This is a genomic window from Nostoc sp., from assembly GCF_036917415.1.
Classification (GTDB): Bacteria; Cyanobacteriota; Cyanobacteriia; order Cyanobacteriales; family Nostocaceae; genus Nostoc.
Genome location: NZ_JBALDJ010000064.1, coordinates 1 through 17,943 on the forward strand (window position 1 = coordinate 1; position 17,943 = coordinate 17,943).

18 protein-coding genes and 3 pseudogenes are annotated in these 17,943 nt (G+C 42.0%); 14 read left to right on the plus strand and 7 right to left on the minus strand.

Features of this window, described 5'->3' with window-relative positions:
* The 6 genes and pseudogenes from vnfG to V7K41_RS12470 form a co-directional block, all read left to right on the plus strand.
* Positions 1–946: V-containing nitrogenase subunit delta (gene vnfG, locus V7K41_RS12445; protein ID WP_334848509.1), on the plus strand; the 946-nt coding region annotated here is incomplete at its 5' end.
* Between the two features lie 450 nt (positions 947–1,396).
* Positions 1,397–2,782, plus strand: coding sequence for a V-containing nitrogenase subunit beta (gene vnfK, locus V7K41_RS12450; RefSeq protein WP_334848511.1), 1,386 nt, complete (start codon positions 1,397–1,399; stop codon positions 2,780–2,782).
* 245 nt (positions 2,783–3,027) lie between these two features.
* Positions 3,028–4,560 (plus strand): nitrogenase component 1, encoded by a 1,533-nt coding sequence (locus tag V7K41_RS12455; RefSeq protein WP_334848512.1) that lies wholly within the window; start codon positions 3,028–3,030, stop codon positions 4,558–4,560.
* A gap of 31 nt (positions 4,561–4,591) precedes the next feature.
* Positions 4,592–4,741: a hypothetical protein gene (locus V7K41_RS12460; RefSeq protein WP_334848513.1), complete on the plus strand. Its 150-nt coding sequence runs from the start codon at positions 4,592–4,594 to the stop codon at positions 4,739–4,741.
* Between the two features lie 293 nt (positions 4,742–5,034).
* Positions 5,035–6,378: a nitrogenase component 1 gene (locus tag V7K41_RS12465; protein WP_334848515.1), complete on the plus strand. Its 1,344-nt coding sequence runs from the start codon at positions 5,035–5,037 to the stop codon at positions 6,376–6,378.
* A 365-nt stretch (positions 6,379–6,743) separates the two neighbouring features.
* Positions 6,744–6,920: pseudogene (locus tag V7K41_RS12470) on the plus strand (diflavin flavoprotein A); the annotation flags it as partial.
* A 24-nt stretch (positions 6,921–6,944) separates the two neighbouring features.
* On the opposite strand, the pseudogene V7K41_RS12475 reads toward V7K41_RS12470, so the two are convergent.
* Positions 6,945–7,803 (minus strand): annotated as a pseudogene (locus V7K41_RS12475) (IS5 family transposase).
* Positions 7,804–8,302: 499 nt separating this feature from the next.
* On the opposite strand from V7K41_RS12475, the gene V7K41_RS12480 reads away from it, so the two are divergent.
* The 3 genes and pseudogenes from V7K41_RS12480 to V7K41_RS12490 form a co-directional block, all read left to right on the plus strand.
* The gene (locus V7K41_RS12480) at positions 8,303–8,542 is read left to right on the plus strand and encodes a ParB/RepB/Spo0J family partition protein (RefSeq protein ID WP_334848517.1); all 240 of its coding nucleotides are present in this window, start codon (positions 8,303–8,305) and stop codon (positions 8,540–8,542) included.
* On the plus strand, positions 8,521–9,072 hold the full coding sequence (locus V7K41_RS12485) for a hypothetical protein (protein WP_334848519.1): 552 nt from the start codon (positions 8,521–8,523) through the stop codon (positions 9,070–9,072). Before V7K41_RS12480 ends, V7K41_RS12485 begins: the two co-directional genes overlap by 22 nt.
* Positions 9,066–9,580, plus strand: a pseudogene (locus V7K41_RS12490) (ISAzo13-like element transposase-related protein); the annotation flags it as partial. The gene V7K41_RS12485 and the pseudogene V7K41_RS12490, both read left to right, overlap by 7 nt.
* A 243-nt stretch (positions 9,581–9,823) precedes the next feature.
* Here the strand turns inward: V7K41_RS12490 and V7K41_RS12495 are convergent.
* From V7K41_RS12495 to V7K41_RS12505, 3 genes are read right to left on the minus strand one after another with little or no spacing between them, the layout of a single operon-like run.
* Positions 9,824–9,967, minus strand: coding sequence for a hypothetical protein (locus V7K41_RS12495; protein WP_334848520.1), 144 nt, complete (start codon positions 9,965–9,967; stop codon positions 9,824–9,826).
* The gene (locus V7K41_RS12500) at positions 9,948–10,247 is read right to left on the minus strand and encodes a hypothetical protein (RefSeq protein ID WP_334848521.1); all 300 of its coding nucleotides are present in this window, start codon (positions 10,245–10,247) and stop codon (positions 9,948–9,950) included. The genes V7K41_RS12495 and V7K41_RS12500 overlap by 20 nt, the downstream gene beginning before the upstream one ends.
* Positions 10,248–10,304: 57 nt before the next feature.
* Positions 10,305–10,490, minus strand: coding sequence for a plasmid partition protein ParG (locus V7K41_RS12505; protein WP_334848523.1), 186 nt, complete (start codon positions 10,488–10,490; stop codon positions 10,305–10,307).
* Between the two features lie 257 nt (positions 10,491–10,747).
* Here V7K41_RS12505 and V7K41_RS12510 point away from each other — a divergent pair, with 257 nt between their 5' ends.
* Positions 10,748–11,323, plus strand: coding sequence for a hypothetical protein (locus V7K41_RS12510; RefSeq protein WP_334848525.1), 576 nt, complete (start codon positions 10,748–10,750; stop codon positions 11,321–11,323).
* Between the two features lie 62 nt (positions 11,324–11,385).
* Positions 11,386–11,955, plus strand: coding sequence for a hypothetical protein (locus tag V7K41_RS12515; protein ID WP_334848528.1), 570 nt, complete (start codon positions 11,386–11,388; stop codon positions 11,953–11,955).
* Positions 11,956–11,961: 6 nt separating this feature from the next.
* On the opposite strand, the gene V7K41_RS12520 is transcribed toward V7K41_RS12515, so the two are convergent.
* A complete protein-coding gene (locus V7K41_RS12520) occupies positions 11,962–13,188 on the minus strand; it encodes a hypothetical protein (RefSeq protein ID WP_334848529.1) in 1,227 nt (408 codons plus the stop codon).
* 61 nt (positions 13,189–13,249) lie between these two features.
* Here V7K41_RS12520 and V7K41_RS12525 point away from each other — a divergent pair, with 61 nt between their 5' ends.
* Both V7K41_RS12525 and V7K41_RS12530 read left to right on the plus strand, forming a co-directional pair.
* A complete protein-coding gene (locus tag V7K41_RS12525) occupies positions 13,250–13,687 on the plus strand; it encodes a hypothetical protein (protein WP_334848531.1) in 438 nt (145 codons plus the stop codon).
* A gap of 356 nt (positions 13,688–14,043) precedes the next feature.
* Complete coding sequence (locus tag V7K41_RS12530; RefSeq protein ID WP_334848532.1) at positions 14,044–14,913, plus strand: DEAD/DEAH box helicase; 870 nt, start codon at positions 14,044–14,046, stop codon at positions 14,911–14,913.
* Positions 14,914–15,514: 601 nt separating this feature from the next.
* Here V7K41_RS12530 and V7K41_RS12535 read toward each other — a convergent pair.
* Entirely contained in the window at positions 15,515–15,994 is a 480-nt protein-coding gene (locus V7K41_RS12535; RefSeq protein ID WP_334848534.1) for a hypothetical protein, read from the minus strand.
* Between the two features lie 667 nt (positions 15,995–16,661).
* Positions 16,662–17,099 (minus strand): GIY-YIG nuclease family protein, encoded by a 438-nt coding sequence (locus tag V7K41_RS12540; protein WP_334848536.1) that lies wholly within the window; start codon positions 17,097–17,099, stop codon positions 16,662–16,664.
* A gap of 90 nt (positions 17,100–17,189) precedes the next feature.
* Between V7K41_RS12540 and V7K41_RS12545 the strand changes: the two genes are divergently transcribed.
* Positions 17,190–17,903, plus strand: coding sequence for a ParA family protein (locus V7K41_RS12545; RefSeq protein ID WP_334848538.1), 714 nt, complete (start codon positions 17,190–17,192; stop codon positions 17,901–17,903).
* The last annotated feature ends 40 nt before the right edge of the window (positions 17,904–17,943 follow it).

A 17,943-nucleotide genomic window follows, 5' to 3' on the forward strand; every position in this document is an offset into this window, starting at 1 on the left:
CTTTGAAGGTGCGGTGAATATGGCGCGGGATATGTACAATGCCATCTATTCCCCTCTGATGAAATTGGCTCAATTTGATATCCGTGGTGAGCAAAATCTGCCAAGTACCAATGGTAATGGCAACGGTAAAGCAACCAAAGAGGTATCAGAGGAAGTCGTTTCTCTAATTCAACAGCAAGTTAAGGAAGCCACTTCAGAAGTCAAACAGCTAGTTAAGGAAACCACTTCACAGGTCAAACAGCTAGTTAAGGAAGCTGCGCCACAAGTTCAACAGCCAGCGAAGGAAGTTGCACCACAGGCCAAGCAACCAGCTAAAGAAGCTGCACCACAGGCCAAACAGCCAGCTAAGGAAGCTGCCCCAGTTCAACCCCAAGCTAAGGAGGCTGCCCCAGTTCAACCCCAAGCTAAGGAAGCTGCCCCAGTTCAACCCCAAGCTAAGGAAGCTGCCCCAGTTCAACCCCAAGCTAAGGAAACTGCCCCAGTTCAACCACAAGCTAAGGAAACTGCCCCAGTTCAACCACAAGCTAAGGAAACTGTACCAGTTCAACCACAAGCTAAGGAAGCTGCACCACAGGTTCAACAGCAAGCTCATGAAATCGCTTTATACATTCAACAGCGAGCTGCAGAAGTCACAAAATTAATTCAAGAACGGTGTTTGTGGCAGTTTCACTCGCGTGCATGGGATCGGGAAGAAAACATCAATGGTGTTCTCAATATGGCCGCCCAAATCTTGACTGGAGAAAAGGTGGTTCTGGATACCTTGATCCAAAGGGGTTTTTATGCAGATGCGAAGATCCTTTCGGCTGACCTAGAAATCAGGTTTTCATGGTTAAGTAAGATGGAGAACTCGCAAAAGAAGGCAGTACTGGAGTCTGTTAAGGCAATGCTGGTCGATATTGTAATAACCAAGTCGAAGAATGGTGAATTGCATTATTCGCTTTATTAAAGCAATTAGATCAGTAATTCAACCCTCCGGGTGACGCTCTTGCGTCGCTAATGGCAGTTCCCCAAGACCAGACTGTTTCACCAAACCAACGGCGTTGCTCAATTGGAGCATGAAATAGAGTTTTGTCATCCTGTTAGTGTTTGTGCAGAAATTTTCTTACAGGTATGGAGCGATGTCTACGACGGGCTATTCAGCATCGCTTTCATCCCTTCCTAGCATTGTAGGTGTCTGCATACCGTCTTACTACAGAAGTATCTCATCTAGTTTTCAAGACTTTTGCGAAATTCAATTCTACCTTTCTTCTGTAATCGACCCTATGCGTAGCTTATTTCTTGGTTGGGTGTAGGCATCACTCCACTTCTTTAAACTCAAAATGACAATTCATGTCTTCGTTCAGCAACGCCAAACAAACACGCATCACAAGTTCTACACCATCTAGGAGTCAAGAGAATGTCTGTAGTTGTAAAACAAAAAGAACGCAAGGGAATAATCAATCCTATATTTACCTGTCAGCCTGCTGGGGCTGAGTATGCTGCAATCGGAGTAAAAGATTGTATTCCCCTGGTGCATGGAGGACAGGGGTGTAGTATGTTCGTTCGTCTGCTGTTTGCCCAGCATTTGAAGGAGAATTTTGACATTGCTTCTTCTTCACTCCATGAAAATAGCGCTGTCCTTGGAGGACAGCCACGCATTGAGGAAGCCGTACACACCTTAGTCGCACGATATCCCGATTTACGGATTATTCCAATTATTACGACTTGTTCAACTGAGACGATTGGGGATGATATCGAAGGAACCATTAACAAGCTCAACGGCCAGTTAAAGAAAGACTATCCCGATCGCAAGGTTGTCCTTGTTCCTGTGCATACCCCCAGTTACAAAGGTAGCCAGGTAACAGGCTATAATGTCGGCGTACATGCAATCATTTCTACCCTGGCAAAAAAAGGCGAACCAACTGGCAAGTTGAACATCATTACTGGGTGGCTTAACCCTGGAGATGTCACCGAAGTGAAGCGCGTCTTAAAAGAGATGGACGTTCCAGCAAACATCTTACTGGATACAGAATCCTTCGATGCGCCCACCATGCCCGATAAGACAAGTTTTGCCTTTGGGAATTCAACCATTGAAGAAATTGCTGATTCTGCTAATGCGTTGGGAACTATTGCCTTATGCAAATATGAAGGCGGTAGTGCAGCCGAATTCTTAGAAGAGAAGTTTAAGGTTCCTGCAATCATTGGCCCAACACCAATTGGTATCAAAAATACCGACATTTGGCTGCAAAATGTCCAGAAACTGACTGGAAAACCAATACCAGAATCTTTAGTCAGAGAACGTGGAAAGGCTATCGATGCGATCGCCGACCTCGCCCACATGTTCTTCGCTAACAAGAAGGTAGCTATTTACGGAGATCCCGATCTAGTAATTGGTCTAGCAGAGTTCTGCTTGGAATGTGAGTTAGAGCCAGTGCTGATGTTGTTGGGAGACGACAACAGAGCCTGCACCAAAGACCCAAGAATTGCCGCGTTAGAGAAGCAAGCAGCCTGTGATATCGAAGTCATCTGGAATGCAGACCTCTGGGAATTGGAGCGCCGCATTAAAGATAAATCCCTGGAAATCGACTTGATTTTGGGTCATTCCAAAGGTCGATATATTTCTATCGATCACAAGATTCCAATGGTTCGGGTTGGCTTCCCCAGCTTTGACCGGGCAGGTCTGTGGAAATACCCCATTATTGGCTATAAAGGAGCAGAATGGCTAGCAGACAACATTGCCAACGCCATGTTTGCAGATATGGAGAACAAGCACGAGCGCGAGTGGATCTTAAACGTTTGGTAAGAGTCTGATATGTATAGGGGATGGCATCTATCTGGAGTAATATTTCTTATCGTCCATCCCCAACTCAAGAGCCAAATAATTAGATGGTATTTCCATCTTAATTTTACGATACTCAGCAATCCTACATCAATTGTAAACCAGGCAGTACCCGTTTAACTGATTAGTATCAGAGGGCGGCTCAGTAGCCTGGTTTACGACTCACAGGGTACTGAAGACAGAAGCTATTGAAAGACTGGAGAGTTATCATGACTGCAACAAGTATAGATAAGAATGTCGTATTTTACGGAAATTTAAGCGAACTGTATCGCTTGGCAAAAGAGGGTAAGATTAAGACCACTTTACAAGGTAGTCATACTCGTCCCTGTAAATTTTGGACTGCAACGAAGATTTTAAGTGGCATTAAAAATGCGATCGTCATTTCTCACGGGCCAAGTGGCTGTGCCTATGGTGTAAAGCGGGCATACAAGCTGACTAATAGCCGCAATAGTGGTTCACCTTATGAACCCGTGGTGACTACGAACATGAGTGAGAAAGCGGTAATTTTTGGTGGAGAAAAAGAATTAGCAGGCGCGATTCGAGAAGTAGATGAAAAATACCATCCTGATGCGATCGTTGTTGCCACTAGTTGTGCGTCTGGTATTATTGGCGACTGTGTTGATGACGTAGTGAATAAAGCGCGCGGCAAAATCCAGTCTGAAATCATGACGATACATTGTGAAGGATTTGCCGGGGAGTATCGCAGTGGATTTGATATCGTATTTCGGCAAATCGTAGACTTTATGGAGCCGCCAACTCCAGAGCGGAAAGCACAACTAGCTGATGCTGTCAATATTGTGGGCGCAAAGATGGGCCCTGAAAGGACGGAAGTCGAAACTGATGTTAAGGAACTGGTGCGATTGATAGAAGGAATGGGGGCAAGAGTTCACAGTGTGATCGCTGGTGACTGTACTTTAGAAGAACTCAAGCAAGCACCGAGTGCGGCAGTCAACTGTACTTTATGTTTGGATCTTGGCTATACCATCGGCAAAGCCATGTCAGACAAGTTCGGTACTCCGCTAAACTCTACTATCCTTCCCTATGGAATCACTGCGACAGAAAAATGGCTCGAAGGGGCAGCAAAATATTTAGGGATGGAAGAACAGGCGGCTGCCCTAATGGAAAAGGAATATGCCGCAATCAAGACTGAATTTGAAGCAGCTAAAGGTTATATAGAAGGGAAGTTAGCGATTATCGAAGGACATGATGCTATTAAGTGCTTGTCCCTTGCCCACATGTTGGAGCGTGATTTTGGGATGCGGGCGGTAATCTATAACTTCCATCCCTGGAGTACAGAAGCACGAGAAACCAGTGTAGACTACCTGTTGGAAACAGGGTTAGACCCGGAAATCCTGATTACGAAAGGAACGCTGGCCTTTGGTAAGTACGAGTCTATGAAACAAACGGAAGATGAATTACTAGATTTTATTGGTGGTCTCGATCCAGACTCAGTAGTGTATTTTGGTTCTTCCTTGAGCTTCCCTCATATTCCTGTCGTCGATTTAAATGCTATCTTAAATCGTCCCAGATTCGGCTATCGCGGAGCCTTAAAGGTAGCAAAGTGTATTAAAACAGCACTCCAATATGGCTTTAGACCTCGGAGTGCTTTAACCAAGCAAATGGTGTTCCCTAAAGATTCAGGGTTGGCATCTGCTCAATCACTGACCGGAAAACTAGCCCAAGACCTACCTGACTGTACCGTATATGCAGAGAAGAGACGGGGCAAATGTTGCAACGAGTAATAAATGAAATGTGACTTTGCTAAATAAAAGTATGGATTTGTCTCACGCAGAGGCGCAGAATAATTGTAGCAACTGTCTTAAAAATCAAGCGATTATTAACAAAAAACCGGGACTGGCTGCATTGAAGAACTGGAAAACACTGCACGCTGATTCGGTGGCGTTTGATACGAGCAAAGCTTAAGCCAAAAATGTCAAGGCGGAAGTCGTTACAGGCTGCGCGAAATACGGTAACGTCGAGGCAAAAGTCGCTACAGGGAAGACAGAAGCCATTACAGGTTGCACAAAACACGGAAACGTCGAGACGGAAGTTATTACAGGCTGCGCGAAACACGGAAACGTCAAGGCAGAAGTCGCTACAGGGAAAACAGAAGTCATTACAGGCTGCGCGAAACACGGAAACGTCAAAGCAGAAGTCGCTACAGGCGCGTGAAACGCATTTACCATAGTCAAGCCTTAGAGAAACAGGAGGAATAAATGTCTGCTGAAACAACTTTTGACAATTGTAACCATAGTAAAGACCCAGTAGTTGGCTGTGCCCTTGAAGGGATTGCAACTACAGTTGCTGGTATTAAAGATGTCAGTATTGTGATTCAGTCTCCACAGGGTTGCGCGTCCACTGTCGCAGCTGGGTATGATGCTCATGAGGTTGATTTCACCAAGCGGAAAGTAGGTTGTACTCGTCTTTTTGAGTCAGACATTGTGATGGGAGCGTCTGAGAAACTCAAAGGGATGATTAAAGAGGCGGATCAATCTTTTGATTCTAAGGTGATGTTTGTCGTTGGGACTTGCGCAGCAGACATCATTGGTGAAGATATTGCGGGATTGTGCAACCAGCTCCAGCCAGGTATCAAAGCCAAACTCGTTCCTTTAATGGCTGGTGGGTTTCGGGGCAATGCTTACGATGGCTTGGAGATGGGTTTGGAGGCTTTACTTCCTTTTATCAAAAAAAGGCAGACCAAGAGAAGGGGCAGAAAGCCAAGGATTGTAAATATCATTGCACCACAGGCAAATCTGAATCCTACTTGGTGGGCTGATTTGCATTGGGTAACGCAGACGTTAAAGTCTTTAAGAATTAAAGTGCAGACTGTCTTCTCTCATAATACCTCCTTTGAAGAACTAGAGCAAGCTGGTGAAGCAACCGCTAATATTGTTCTCAGTCATGATGTTGGGTATAAGTTTGCTCGGAAAATGCAACAGACCCATGACATCCCTTTGATCCTTGATGATATACCTTTACCAATAGGTGTAAATAACACTACTCGGTGGTTGAAGGCATTGGCGGCACATTTCAAGATAGATGAAAGAGTGGAGCCAATCATCAAACAAGGCGAAGAAATGGTCGTAGATACACTTCGCAAACGAGCATTGATGATTATTCCCCGATATCGTAACTGTAGAATTGCTGTATCTGCGGATGGGACGCTTGGTATTGGACTAGTCAGAATGCTTTTTGAAGAATTGGAGATGATTCCAGAAGTCTTATTATTTCGCTCGGCGATGCCTGATTCTCGTTCAATTTTGGAGCAAGAACTGCACAGCCTTGGTCTTACTTCCCATGTAGTATTTTCGGCAGATGGCTATCAAGTAAAACAGACTTTAGAAGAGTTTGGTGTTGATGCTGTGATTGGCTCGGCATGGGAAAAATACATGGCAGAGGAATTGGGAATCAAAATTGCTTTTGATGTATTTAGCCCCACTAACAGAGAAACTTATGTTGACAAGCCATATTTTGGCTATGAAGGCATGATCAATATCATGGAAGTGATTGCTAACGATTGGGATAGAGCTTTTCGTTCAAAAGAGATTCATTGGACATAGAGAATTATTGTGCCAATAATGTTTTGTGTTTTGATGCAGAGTTATCAACAAGTATTGTGTTACACGTCTGCAGTAACGGCAGTCGCAACAACGGGGAGTAACTAACTGCCGTTAGCAAAGCGTAAAGCCTTCTTTACGAGACGCTACGCGTAGCTTGCTTCTCCGTAGGAGTACGCTTAGAGCGACGTAAGAGCTTCTTCCAATGGGAGAAGCTAACGCCAAGGGGAGCAGTTCATTATCCTGGTCAAGAGAGTTGTAGGCGGAACGCCTTCCCGCAGGGTAGAAACTAGCGTAGTTTCCCCCATGAGCAGAAAAAACCTGAAGATTTGCACTTGTAAACGAATCATACTAGCGAACTGCAAATAATGGTAAAGATATCTACGAGCAACTACGCTCATACACAAAACATTCAACATCGGCTAACTATACAAACTGTAGAAATTGCCCCTAATACAATGGCGATTCGCTCTTTTGATTGGGACTACAATCGCTTCGATATGGAATTTAGATTGCAAAATGGTACAACCTACAATTCATATCTAAGAGACCATTTATAAAGTAAATCTTTAGACGGCTAGACGACGTAACATAATACGAGTCATAACGGCATATATGGCAGCTTCACTCATTTCAGGAAGACGTTCGTAATCCTTACTCAAACGATGGTACAGGTTTTACCAACCGAATGTTCTTTCTACTACCCAACCCTTGGGTAAAACTTCAAATTCTTTATTAGTACGGCGGATGACCTCAACATGAGCTTGAATCATCAACCAAACAGCCAGCGCAAACTTATCGCCGTCATACCCGGAGTCAACCCAGATGACTTCAACTTTTTCCAATAATTCTGGGCGTTCTTCCACCAGTTCCATCAAGGCATACGCTGCAAGCACTCTTTCCGGAGCATTGCCTTCGCTCACAATCACTTTGAGCAACAGCCCAAGGCTATCAACGATTGTTTGGCGTTTTCTTCCTTTGACTAGCTTGCCACCATCAAAGCCGTAGACATCCCACGCCAGTTGCTTCAAGTCGGCAGAGCCACCCAACGCACTGGCTCTTTTTTTTCAGTCGTTTTTACCGACTGACTATCTGCTGCGATGCCTACGGCGAGCTTCGCTAACGCGCTTGGTTGTGTTGACCTACCTAATTTTATGCGAACTTGACCACGCAGTGTATGGTTTAATTTTTCCCAAACTCCCTTGCGCTGCCATTTACGGTAATAGCTGTATACCGTTGAGCTTGGCAAGAAGTCACCGGGAAGCATATTCCATTGACATCCAGTTTTCAAATGATAATAGATGGCATTGCATATTTCACGCATATCTGTTGTGCATGGATGCCTCCTACTTTAGCTGGTGGAATCAAGGGAGCCAACATTTTCCACTCCATATCAGTTAAATCTGTGGAGTAAGACTTTCGCGCCATGACCAACTATCTATGTAAATACACTGCATATGAAGTATTTTATCGTTATCATCACTCCTTTCTCCTGGCTTTTAGATTTACTTTATAAATAGCCTCTTAAATCAAAGCTAGAATATATACTATTTTTCATTCAGCGTAGGCATTCCCTGTTTTGATGTCAGATATCAAAACTTTTACTATTAGGGAATCCTACCTTTTTTTGCTACAAAAACGAGTCATCTTCTTATCCTAAAATAGAACCGGAAATCTTTAGCAGTGTTAATACTGCTTTAAATGTATAAATAATTTTATTGTACTTAAATATATTTATTAGCGATCGCACCTTTTTCACCCGATCTCACAAAATCGCGTTGCTCCCCAGATAGGCGATAAATTTAAAGGGGCAGTACAGAAAACCGATCAAGAACAAAGAATTACGGATTTACAAGCTGAAGTAGAAAGGTTACGTGCATCGCAATCACCAGAATTAGAGACAGAAATCGCCAAACTGCGCGAACAATTGCAAACGCAAACAGGTGAGATTGCCATTGATACGGGTTTAATTGACCCTAACCCTAACCAGCCAAGACAAACAATTACACAAGAGTCTATTCAGGCAAAAGCGAGATTACTAAAAAAACATGGGCAGATTACACCAGTTATTTTAGTTCCTCAAGATAACGGTCGTTATATGCTCTTAGACGGACAGTTACGTTGGTCAGGAGCAAAGCTATTAGGATGGGAGACTATTCGGCCTTAATCGTACCTCAGCCACAGGATTTAGACCAATCATCGTTATTGACTTTTTTAGGTTTTGAAGATTTAAATCCACTAGATAAAGCAGAAGCAATATTTAAAGAGATCGCCAAATCAACTGGTTTAGAAGTTGACGAGGTTGCTACAACTCTTGGTGCTGTACTTAAGCGCCTTGAACGTAATAATCAAGTCAAGGAATTAACAAAATTATTGATTGCTAGTAGTGAGGAGCAACAACAAGGTTTAGAAGTACTGGGTATTATTAACGAGGAGGAAGCTTTATTTTTAGTATTCTTAGAATTTGGGTTGAATCCTGCTTCTGTTAAGTCCAATCTTTTACCAATGTTATCTTTGCCGGAAGATTTAAAAAAAGCAATTCGTCATCAAGAACTGAAAGGCGCTCACGCATTGGCATTAGCAACGTTGTCATCAAAAATATTGAAAGTTTCCGAACAAGAAGCAGCTATAGAAAGAATAAAAGCAACAGAACAGGTATTAAAAGAAAGTTTAACTGTACCTGAGACACGCGATTGAATCAACTAGGTTATGACTTAAAAAGGGTAGCTAAAACAAAACCAATCAAACAGATACTAGAAACAGAAGCAATCTTTAAAGAAGTTAACCGCATCAATCAACAAGCGGATGATGACTCAACAACATTAAGAATTTCTATAGATGCCAAGGTGGGAATCAAAATTGGGGAGTTTGATAGAGGTGGAAAGACCCGTGTCAAAACAGTTGCATACGACCATGACTTTTCAAATTGTCCAGCACTTACCCCTTACGGGATTTTTCTACCTGAAGGGGGGAGTTATTTCTATTTTTCGTACACTCCAAACTGACTGCTGATTGTATTGTTGACATACTTGAGCAATGGTGGATGAGTGTGCTAGACCGCTTTGCTCACATTCAAAAATTGGTCATCAACCAAGATAACGGACCTGAAAACCATTCTCGACGAACTCAGTTTATGTATCGTATCCTTGAGTTCTCTCACAAATTTCAACTGACAATTCAACTAGCTTATTATCCTCCTTATCATATTTTGATTTTTAGGGAATTAATGTCACCAATTGGTATCAGTGGGTGACAGAAGCTTTTGCTTGAGATTGAAGCATAAATTTTAAAAAAACTGCGCTCATATTAGCTGGTGTCGGCAAGTGGTAGTGGCATAGTTATCTGGCTAAAGCGAAATGGGGTTGACTTCTAAAGTTTCTGCAAAATGATAAAGTTCGCTAGCATCAGTTATTAATTGATATCATGTTGTGAACGCTCCCTCAAAAAATTAATGCACTGGTTTAGGACGAGCGATCTGTTGACTGTCGAAGTTAGTAGATAAGCGATACCATTCTCCATCTACTTGAAATATTTGATTACGTGCAGTCAAATTGCCCCAAAGATTAGGGTCATCATAGTCCACTGCCACCATTGCGATCGCGCAGTATCCGCAAAATTTCTGCCAACTGTTGAGATTGTTCCGCTTGTATGGTTTCAACGCGGTCAAATCGTGTTTCAACACGGTCAAATCGTTGGCTAATTTGTGCAAAATTACTGTTGGTTGCTTCCGCGAAGTTGTCTAATCTGCTGTAGATTTGGGCGATCGCCACTTGGCTTGTCCCTATTGTCCCCGTAAGCAACTCAAGGTTATTTACTTTCTGAGTCAGGGTGTTGAGACGACTATAAATATCTTCAATCTGCGATTCTGTCATGGTGTAGGTTCCAATTTTTGCTTCCAACCTTTCGGCGTTCGCCTCTTAGTCTTTCAATTACGCCACTCCTTTGCCTCTGCCAGTTTTAGATGATTGGGCTTCGTTTTCTGTCACCCAAGTTTCTACTAGCTCAAGCAAAACCTCGTTCATGCTTACACCCTTGAGAGCGCAGATAGACTTAAATCTAGCTCTCAGAGATTCAGGTAGAAACATTTTGTAAGTTACTTGCTTTTCTTCAGTCACAACACATTTACCACATTTGCGTACCTTTGATTATCCCTTTAAAGATGAATCAAGTCATTAGGATAAATGGGTGTTTTGCGTTATTTAGATGGTTAAGGTTATGATAGCACTATAGCCAAAAAACGCCACCAAACAAAGGCAACAGAAGCCAGAAAGTGACGCTTTGCTTACCCATGCCTGGATATCTGGATTTATGGTGATTTGCCTAAAACTCAACGCCAGACCAGAAAAATCAAGATTCTCAAGAATTATTAACCATGACTTCCATAACGACCAATGCCAAAAATTGGCTAGTTCAAGCTGACTTATTAGCCAAATCTGGGCTAACTGACTACATCGCTGGAAAAGACGCAGGTACAGGGTACGGGAAGGCAATCTATGATGATTTTTCCATCATGATGCCATCTGCATACTTGCTTCTTCGCAACCGAAACACAACCCATTACGAAACTATTTCAAAAGATGGGGCATGGGTGCGTTATTTAGAAGGTTCACGGCTTGACTTAAAAGACGTTCAATTCTTCTGGGGCAGTGCAGCGATTGCACAAACTGACCACACCTTACTACACGAAGATAAGTCGAAAAAAGCAGAACTGGCATTAGAAAGTATCTTTGTAGATTTGGTAGTTCTGAATATTCCCGATGGAGTCAAACTTTCTATTAGTTTGAGCAATCACAACCCAGAACGCTGGGCAGCTGAGATTAAACGCAGAGTTTCTGGGATTCACACCTTTGAGCATCTGCATCCAGAAAATCGTTCCATTGTCACTAAGACGGTTGAAATCGCGGTTACAGGCATTTACCCTGAAGGATTTGGAAGCATTAAATCGTAGCCAAAGCTTTCGGGTTTTTTAGAGAAATATTAAAGTTAATTTGGCTGATAGTCGAGAACTCAATGAGGTTAATTACCTTTGCTTTCTCGCTGCTCGTAAAACTATTAGCTAATCCGACTGCACCTTGCATAGTGGCAATTATAGCGTTTGTAGCAGTATGTGCTGTTGCGACAGCGCAATGGGCTTCGATCGGAATATGGCTAGGTAAAATATTCGGCATCTCTGGGCTATGGAATATTGGTACTGCTACGTGTGGTGTCCTACTGGGATTGGGGATAAATATTTATCAGCTTTCCCCCGAACTCTGGAAGATTAGGCAGGATATTTCTAGAGCATATATAGCTTTAGGAATTGATGTTGAAAGTAGTGAACGCTTTGAGAACCCAGAACAAAGATTGGAAAACTGGTTGACTCTTGACCACGGAATGCTCAAATCAACTCGGTTAATCAGTTATGCCATAGAAACTGTATTAGTTTTGTGTTACGCATTTTTGGCAACGGGGTTAAATTTTTATGCACTAGTCATGGCAGCAATTAGCTTATTACTTCCTGAGAAATGCTTACTTTTAGTGAGCAGCACAATCTCTGTACTAGGTCAGTTTATACAATATATTTATTCCGGCTTTTCTTGATGACACTCACCATTCATTTCGCCAATAGCCACCTACTAACTCTTGTGAAACTTTGGGTATACTTTTGACTGGAACAAACTCATAATGCTTTGCAGAAATACGAATCTCCTCCGGGATTTCGGGTAGCCAATGACTCCAGCGATCATACATTTCCCTTGGCATTGGCTTAACCCAGACTCCATCGCGTTTACGTAACTCTTCTAAATCCTCAATATGTCCTTTTGGTTTACCAAAGCCCAATATTCCCTGATCAATATTCCAAAAATGCGCCCAGCCGATGCCTTTGCATGAAACCTCAAAACCACGTTCGGCAAGCGCGGTTAATATTTGAATTTCAGCAGTTCGGGACATAGTGGCTTTGAGAACAAAAGTATTTGTGTGCGATCGCAACAAGTCATCCCGCACTAAATTCGCCACCTCTGCCATTGTTTCGTAAACAGTGTAGATGGCTCTGTGGACAGCGTTAAAAGCCATCCCGTAGTTAATCAGATGAGGATCTACTTTTTTTTCAAATGAATATGTGGCAGGGTTGAACTGGTAGTATTCTATTTCATGACTACCTATGATTTTTAACATCCGATATCTAAACCAGTTGGGGAGTTCTGGTGTAATATCACGCAGTCGTTGCATTGCTCCACCGTCGCTGATGAAATAGGGTTTAGCGCCAGTAGTGGGGTCATTCAATAGCATCGTGGGCTGTCTCAGAAATGCTGTAAAATGTGCAGACTCGATATCTAATTCAATCGCGTAACCCTGCGGCTGTGGAGCTAGATAAAGATAACGCCAGTGGCTAGCATCACCCAAGAGTTCGTAATTGAATCCATAGTCGCGATCGGATCTTTCGACTTGGGACAATTGATCCATATCTAATATTTCTGGACGGGTTTTCACCAAGTAGTAATATCTCCTGCCATACCATTTGGTTTTTTCATCGATAATTAACTTCAGATAGTGCTTGACAAAGGCTTTCAGCAACCGTTCTGAACTCATCTTCTGTGGGGTGAATTCTTCAGGCTTTTTGGTGAGTTGGGCGAATAATTCCGATAGCCTCTCGGTTTCTTGTTTAATCTGCTGGTGCTGCTTTTCGGGTTTCCACCACCAGATAACTTGACTGCCATGTTTGATGGTAATCGTGTCCTGAGAGTCGTACAATTTTGCACCTGTCCCTAGTCCTCTGCATACTTTTACATGACACCAGAAATCGGTTCTGAGTTCGTAGTTTTGTTCATTCATAATTAAATTACATCCTCCTATCGGAAAATGGTATAGTTGATATATACACAGCTATACAGCTATGCGGAAACAGACCAATTACAAACTTCCCGAAGAGTTAATTACAGCACTTCAGGAAAGAGCAGCAGTAGAACGTACTACCTCTACAGATTTAGTTATTCAAGCGCTAAACTCCTTTCTGAGTAATTCAGAAACAGACGTTTCGCGTATATCGGATAGTATACCTGATCTAATACAACGTATAGAAAAGTTAACGCAACGATTGAATGAACTTGAAGCCAAGAAACATATCTACTTTATGAATAATTCCCCTCTGTCTGAGGCGAATGAAATACATATCGGTATAGACAGCGATACCACCCTCCGTCAAAGTGATTCACAAGATCAGTTTGCAGCTTTGTTAAGAAGGTTTGAGGAACTTGTGCTGCAAAACCAAAGCTTATGGGAACGAGTTACTACTCTGGAAGACTTGATACAAAAATCCAATTGCCAAACCTGATCACACATAGACTAAAAAACTGCCATTGGTTTGGGTTCGTGACATTAAGGATTAATGCAAGTGAGAATTTCTGAACTTATTTTCTCACTACAATTTTCCCAATTTGGGAAATTTTAGCCAGCAGGGTCGTCAGGGGCGATCGCCTCGCTCCCCATCATCCCAGCCGATAGTATTCACCTGTGAACGCTTACGGTGTGATATACCTGTTAACCCCGTCAGGAGCTAGTTATTCCTCCATTGTTAGTGCAGGCGTTCGCATGAATGCAGAACAGTCAGAAAAATTGTTATGTACTCCACGGGTATTATAAGCTTGCAGGACAGAAAGCAATTAGAACAAGGGGTGACATACAAAAGAAATGTTGATTCTGCGCGATTACCAACAAGATTTAGTTTCAAAAACTTTTACTGCTTGGTCTTGTGGAATTAGAAAAGTATTATTGCAACTGAGTACGGGTGGCGGCAAGACTATTATCTTTGCTGCAATCGCATCTGAATTTATAGCCCAACGTGAAGCGGTGTTGGTAGTCGCGCACAGGGAGGAATTAATTCTCCAGGCGAGCGAGAAACTGACGGCAGTCACAAGAGTAAAACCAGGAATCATCAAAGCAGGATACAAGCCAACTGATTCGTTAATTCAAGTAGCCAGCATCCAGACTCTTTTTCGTCGCCAAACTTACCCAATAGCGAAGCTTGTGATTATTGATGAAGCTCACCATTCTTCAGCTAATAGTTACCGCAAATTGTTGGATGCTTATCCAGATGCACTCATTTTGGGACTGACAGCTACACCAAGACGTGAAGATGGTTATGGATTGCGAGATATTTTCGACCACCTGATTTGCTCAATTAAGACCAAAGAATTAATAGCCCTTGGATATTTGACAAATTATAAGTTAATAGCTGGCTTTAAATATGACAAACACAAAGTTCCTAAAAAACGTGACTTCACCAGAAAAGAATTAGAAGAAGTTGCTTCTAATTACAAACCGTCTGAGGTGTTAAAGCAGTGGAAAAAATTTTGTGCTGGTAAAAAGACAATTATTTTTGCGGTCAACGTCAAGCATTCTCAAGAGATCGCAGCAGTATTTTGTGCAGATGGCATTACCTGTGAGCATCTTGATGGAGATACACCACACTCTGAGCGTAAAGCAATTTTAGATAGATTTCGTAATGGTCAGACGCAGGTGATTAACCCTCTTTTGGCAAGAGTGACAAAAAAGGGTTAAATGCAGTAGAAAAGTCGGCTCGTAAATTTAATAGCATTTATCCTGAGCAAGCATGAGGAGATGTACTTTTCTACTGTTCTGGCTTGATTTAACATTGAATTGTTCCTGTTCTAATTCTAATGGAATGAACAATTATTACTACAAGAGGTATTTCGGCTGTTTCGGAGCAGACTTCAGTTGTTAAATCTGGGGTAAGCTTACAAATTGCCAATCTAGTCATTTTTTAAATTGGTATTAATCCGTACACTAGACTAATTAATCAGGCAGTAACTAAAAATATCAGAGATGTATTAAAGTATAGTTTAAGTTATATTTTTGCATAAATTCAGTGCTATCACATATATTGAGCTTTATTTTTTCGCCATCAAATAATTTTGCGTAGCACAATTGTCGCTAAACAATATGATTGCAAGAGTAGAAGCCAAAGCACGAAAATCAAGGGGTAGGAAGTTTAATTTCAGCGTTTTCTCACTTTTTTGTAGTACGCTGCATATCCTAGTTGAATTATCAGAACTTTTATTAGAGAAGCGATCACCATAGTACCAGTGCTACAAGATGGGTCAGATACAATGCTATGATGCGATCGCCTAGCTCAAGTTCCTTACTTCAACCCAGACTGCTCTTTACTCTTGAGCTTGTCATGCTCAAAAGTCACAATGATCTTGGAACCATCAGGATTTTCCCAAAGAAAGGTTGCTATTGTTGCAGAACGGCTGACCTCGACACCTCGACTCAAGATTGACCGCACATCCGTTAATGACATTCCTATTCTTAACTGTTCATACTCTGCGCGACCAAAGAGGCGAAGTTGAACTTGGGGAGGTGGTTCAAGCTGCTGAGAATGAAAAGCAGTTTGAAAACCATACGATAAAAAACCAAGTATTGCTGCTGCTGGAATAACTATCTTTACATTTACTTTTGCCACTAATCGAGCGAAAGTATTATTAGATTGTGTGGGGTTAGTTTTAACCATTGGAAGTCCTTTATTAAATAGATTTTGTGATGCTGGTCTGGTAGTTTCTGAGGCCGTCAGACTAGCTTTAAGTGTCATACCTGTTGGTAGTGGGTATATAGTAGGCATTTGCGTTTTCAGCAAATTTAGTAACCTCCTTTTTCTTCCTGATATTGTCACCAGATAGATAAACTTAGTTAGTCAACCTTGCTGGGTTTGTTATTCCCACTCACAGAAAAATTAGTGGACGTTTTTGGTGAGGTATCAAAGCCGCCCATCAATAAAGTTCCCTACTTAACTTTTAGCTAGTTGGCCTTACCTGGCTACGCTGATAGTCCAGCAAAAAGTAGGCGAGAAGAGTGTTGTACTGCGATCGCCTTTTTGATGAGATGAGTATCACCACCTCTTGCAATAAATTTGTCAAGTTGACTAAACGAGTATAATTTTTGATTTTTTAACTCGAATATTTTTTAACGTTTTGGTAATTAATCACCTCCTTGCTGATGTTGGTGGGTTTGTTATTGCCACTCAGAAATAGAGTTCCCTGCATGAGTTTTGCCAGGTTTGAGGCTAAATGGCTTCACCAACTGACTGGCTCTGTCCTAAGTTGCCCATCTGTTTATTAGTGAGGATGGATAAGTGTCCTGAGAGTCCATCCATCACACTTTCAAAAACATTACCCAATTCCTCTACATCAAAGTCTGCATATAAACAAAGGCGATCGCAGTCATTACAACTGGATCGTCTCCTAAATACCTATTCACTTAAATCCTGTATTGCTGTATCAATTACTGCATTACTCTTCTACGTCCTGAAGCGCTTCATCCAACAGAAAACGCACAATTTCAGCTTTTTTCCTCCCTGTCCTTGCAGCTAACACAGACAGCTTACGGTGCATCGACTCAGGCAAGTCTACTGTAAGTCGAATAATCCTGTTTGGTAAATGAGTATTGTTAAAAGCAGGGGTAAAATGCTCAATTAATGCAGCTTCAATCTCTGGTAACAGCGTTTCATCATCAACTTGTAACCAAGCTAGTCGGATATTTTCACTTTGAGATTTAAACTGCACCGTTCGGTGATGGCTTTTCCATCGGTTACGTAAATTGCTACTTCTACCAATGTATAAAATCTCATCATTACTGGAGATGGCAAAATATATTCCTGGGCTGGCTGGTAAGATTTTGCGCTCCTGAAAAGCCACAGACGGCAATTCTAAAGGATTTATCTTTAGCATTCTATAAACATAATAACCTATTAGACTTTTATAGTATTTTATATTAAAGGTGTTAGGCTATTAAGGTATTAAGTATACAGATGTAAACAAGTGTTGAAAGTCGCAGTATTCAACTTCAAAGGCGGCACCGCCAAAAGCACCACCACCATAAATTTAGGAGCCGCCTTAGCTACTCCCAAGCGCCAGGTGCTACTGATAGATTTAGATGGCCAAAGAACTGCATCATTTGGTCTGGGCATGGACGGTAAAAGTCCAACCACTTTGAACTGGCTGACTGATAAAAAACCTATTACTCCCCTAGCAACTCAAGTAAAACACCTCTCGCTTATTCCTGGGGACATTGGGATGTTCCGTCTGACAGCCAAGGATGATTTATTTACCCCAGCCTTGTCTAAATTGACTAGCTTCGATGTCTGTTTGATGGATTGCCCACCTAGCTTAGGGGTGGCATCTGTGCAGGCGATTCTTGCAAGCTCACGGGTTCTTATACCAACTTTATGCAAACCAGCTGCGCTCAAAGGGTTGTCAGAAGCGGTTGAATTAATTCGAGGTGAAAGGGCAGACATCAAGATTGACGTGCTGAGGGTGCGTTATAAGCCTCGGTTAGTTCTGACTAAGGAAGCTGATGACTTGTTGATTGAAGCCGCAGCGGATTTAAACTATCGTCTTCTGCACACAATGATTCCAGAGAATATTGCTGTTGCTGAATCCATAGCACAACAAAAATCAGTTCTTGAATATGCGCCTAAGTCCAGCGGTGCTAGAGCTTATCAGTCATTAGCTAAAGAATGCTTGAAATCGTAGAAGTAGTATCTTATTAACAGTTAATTATTTTATACTATAA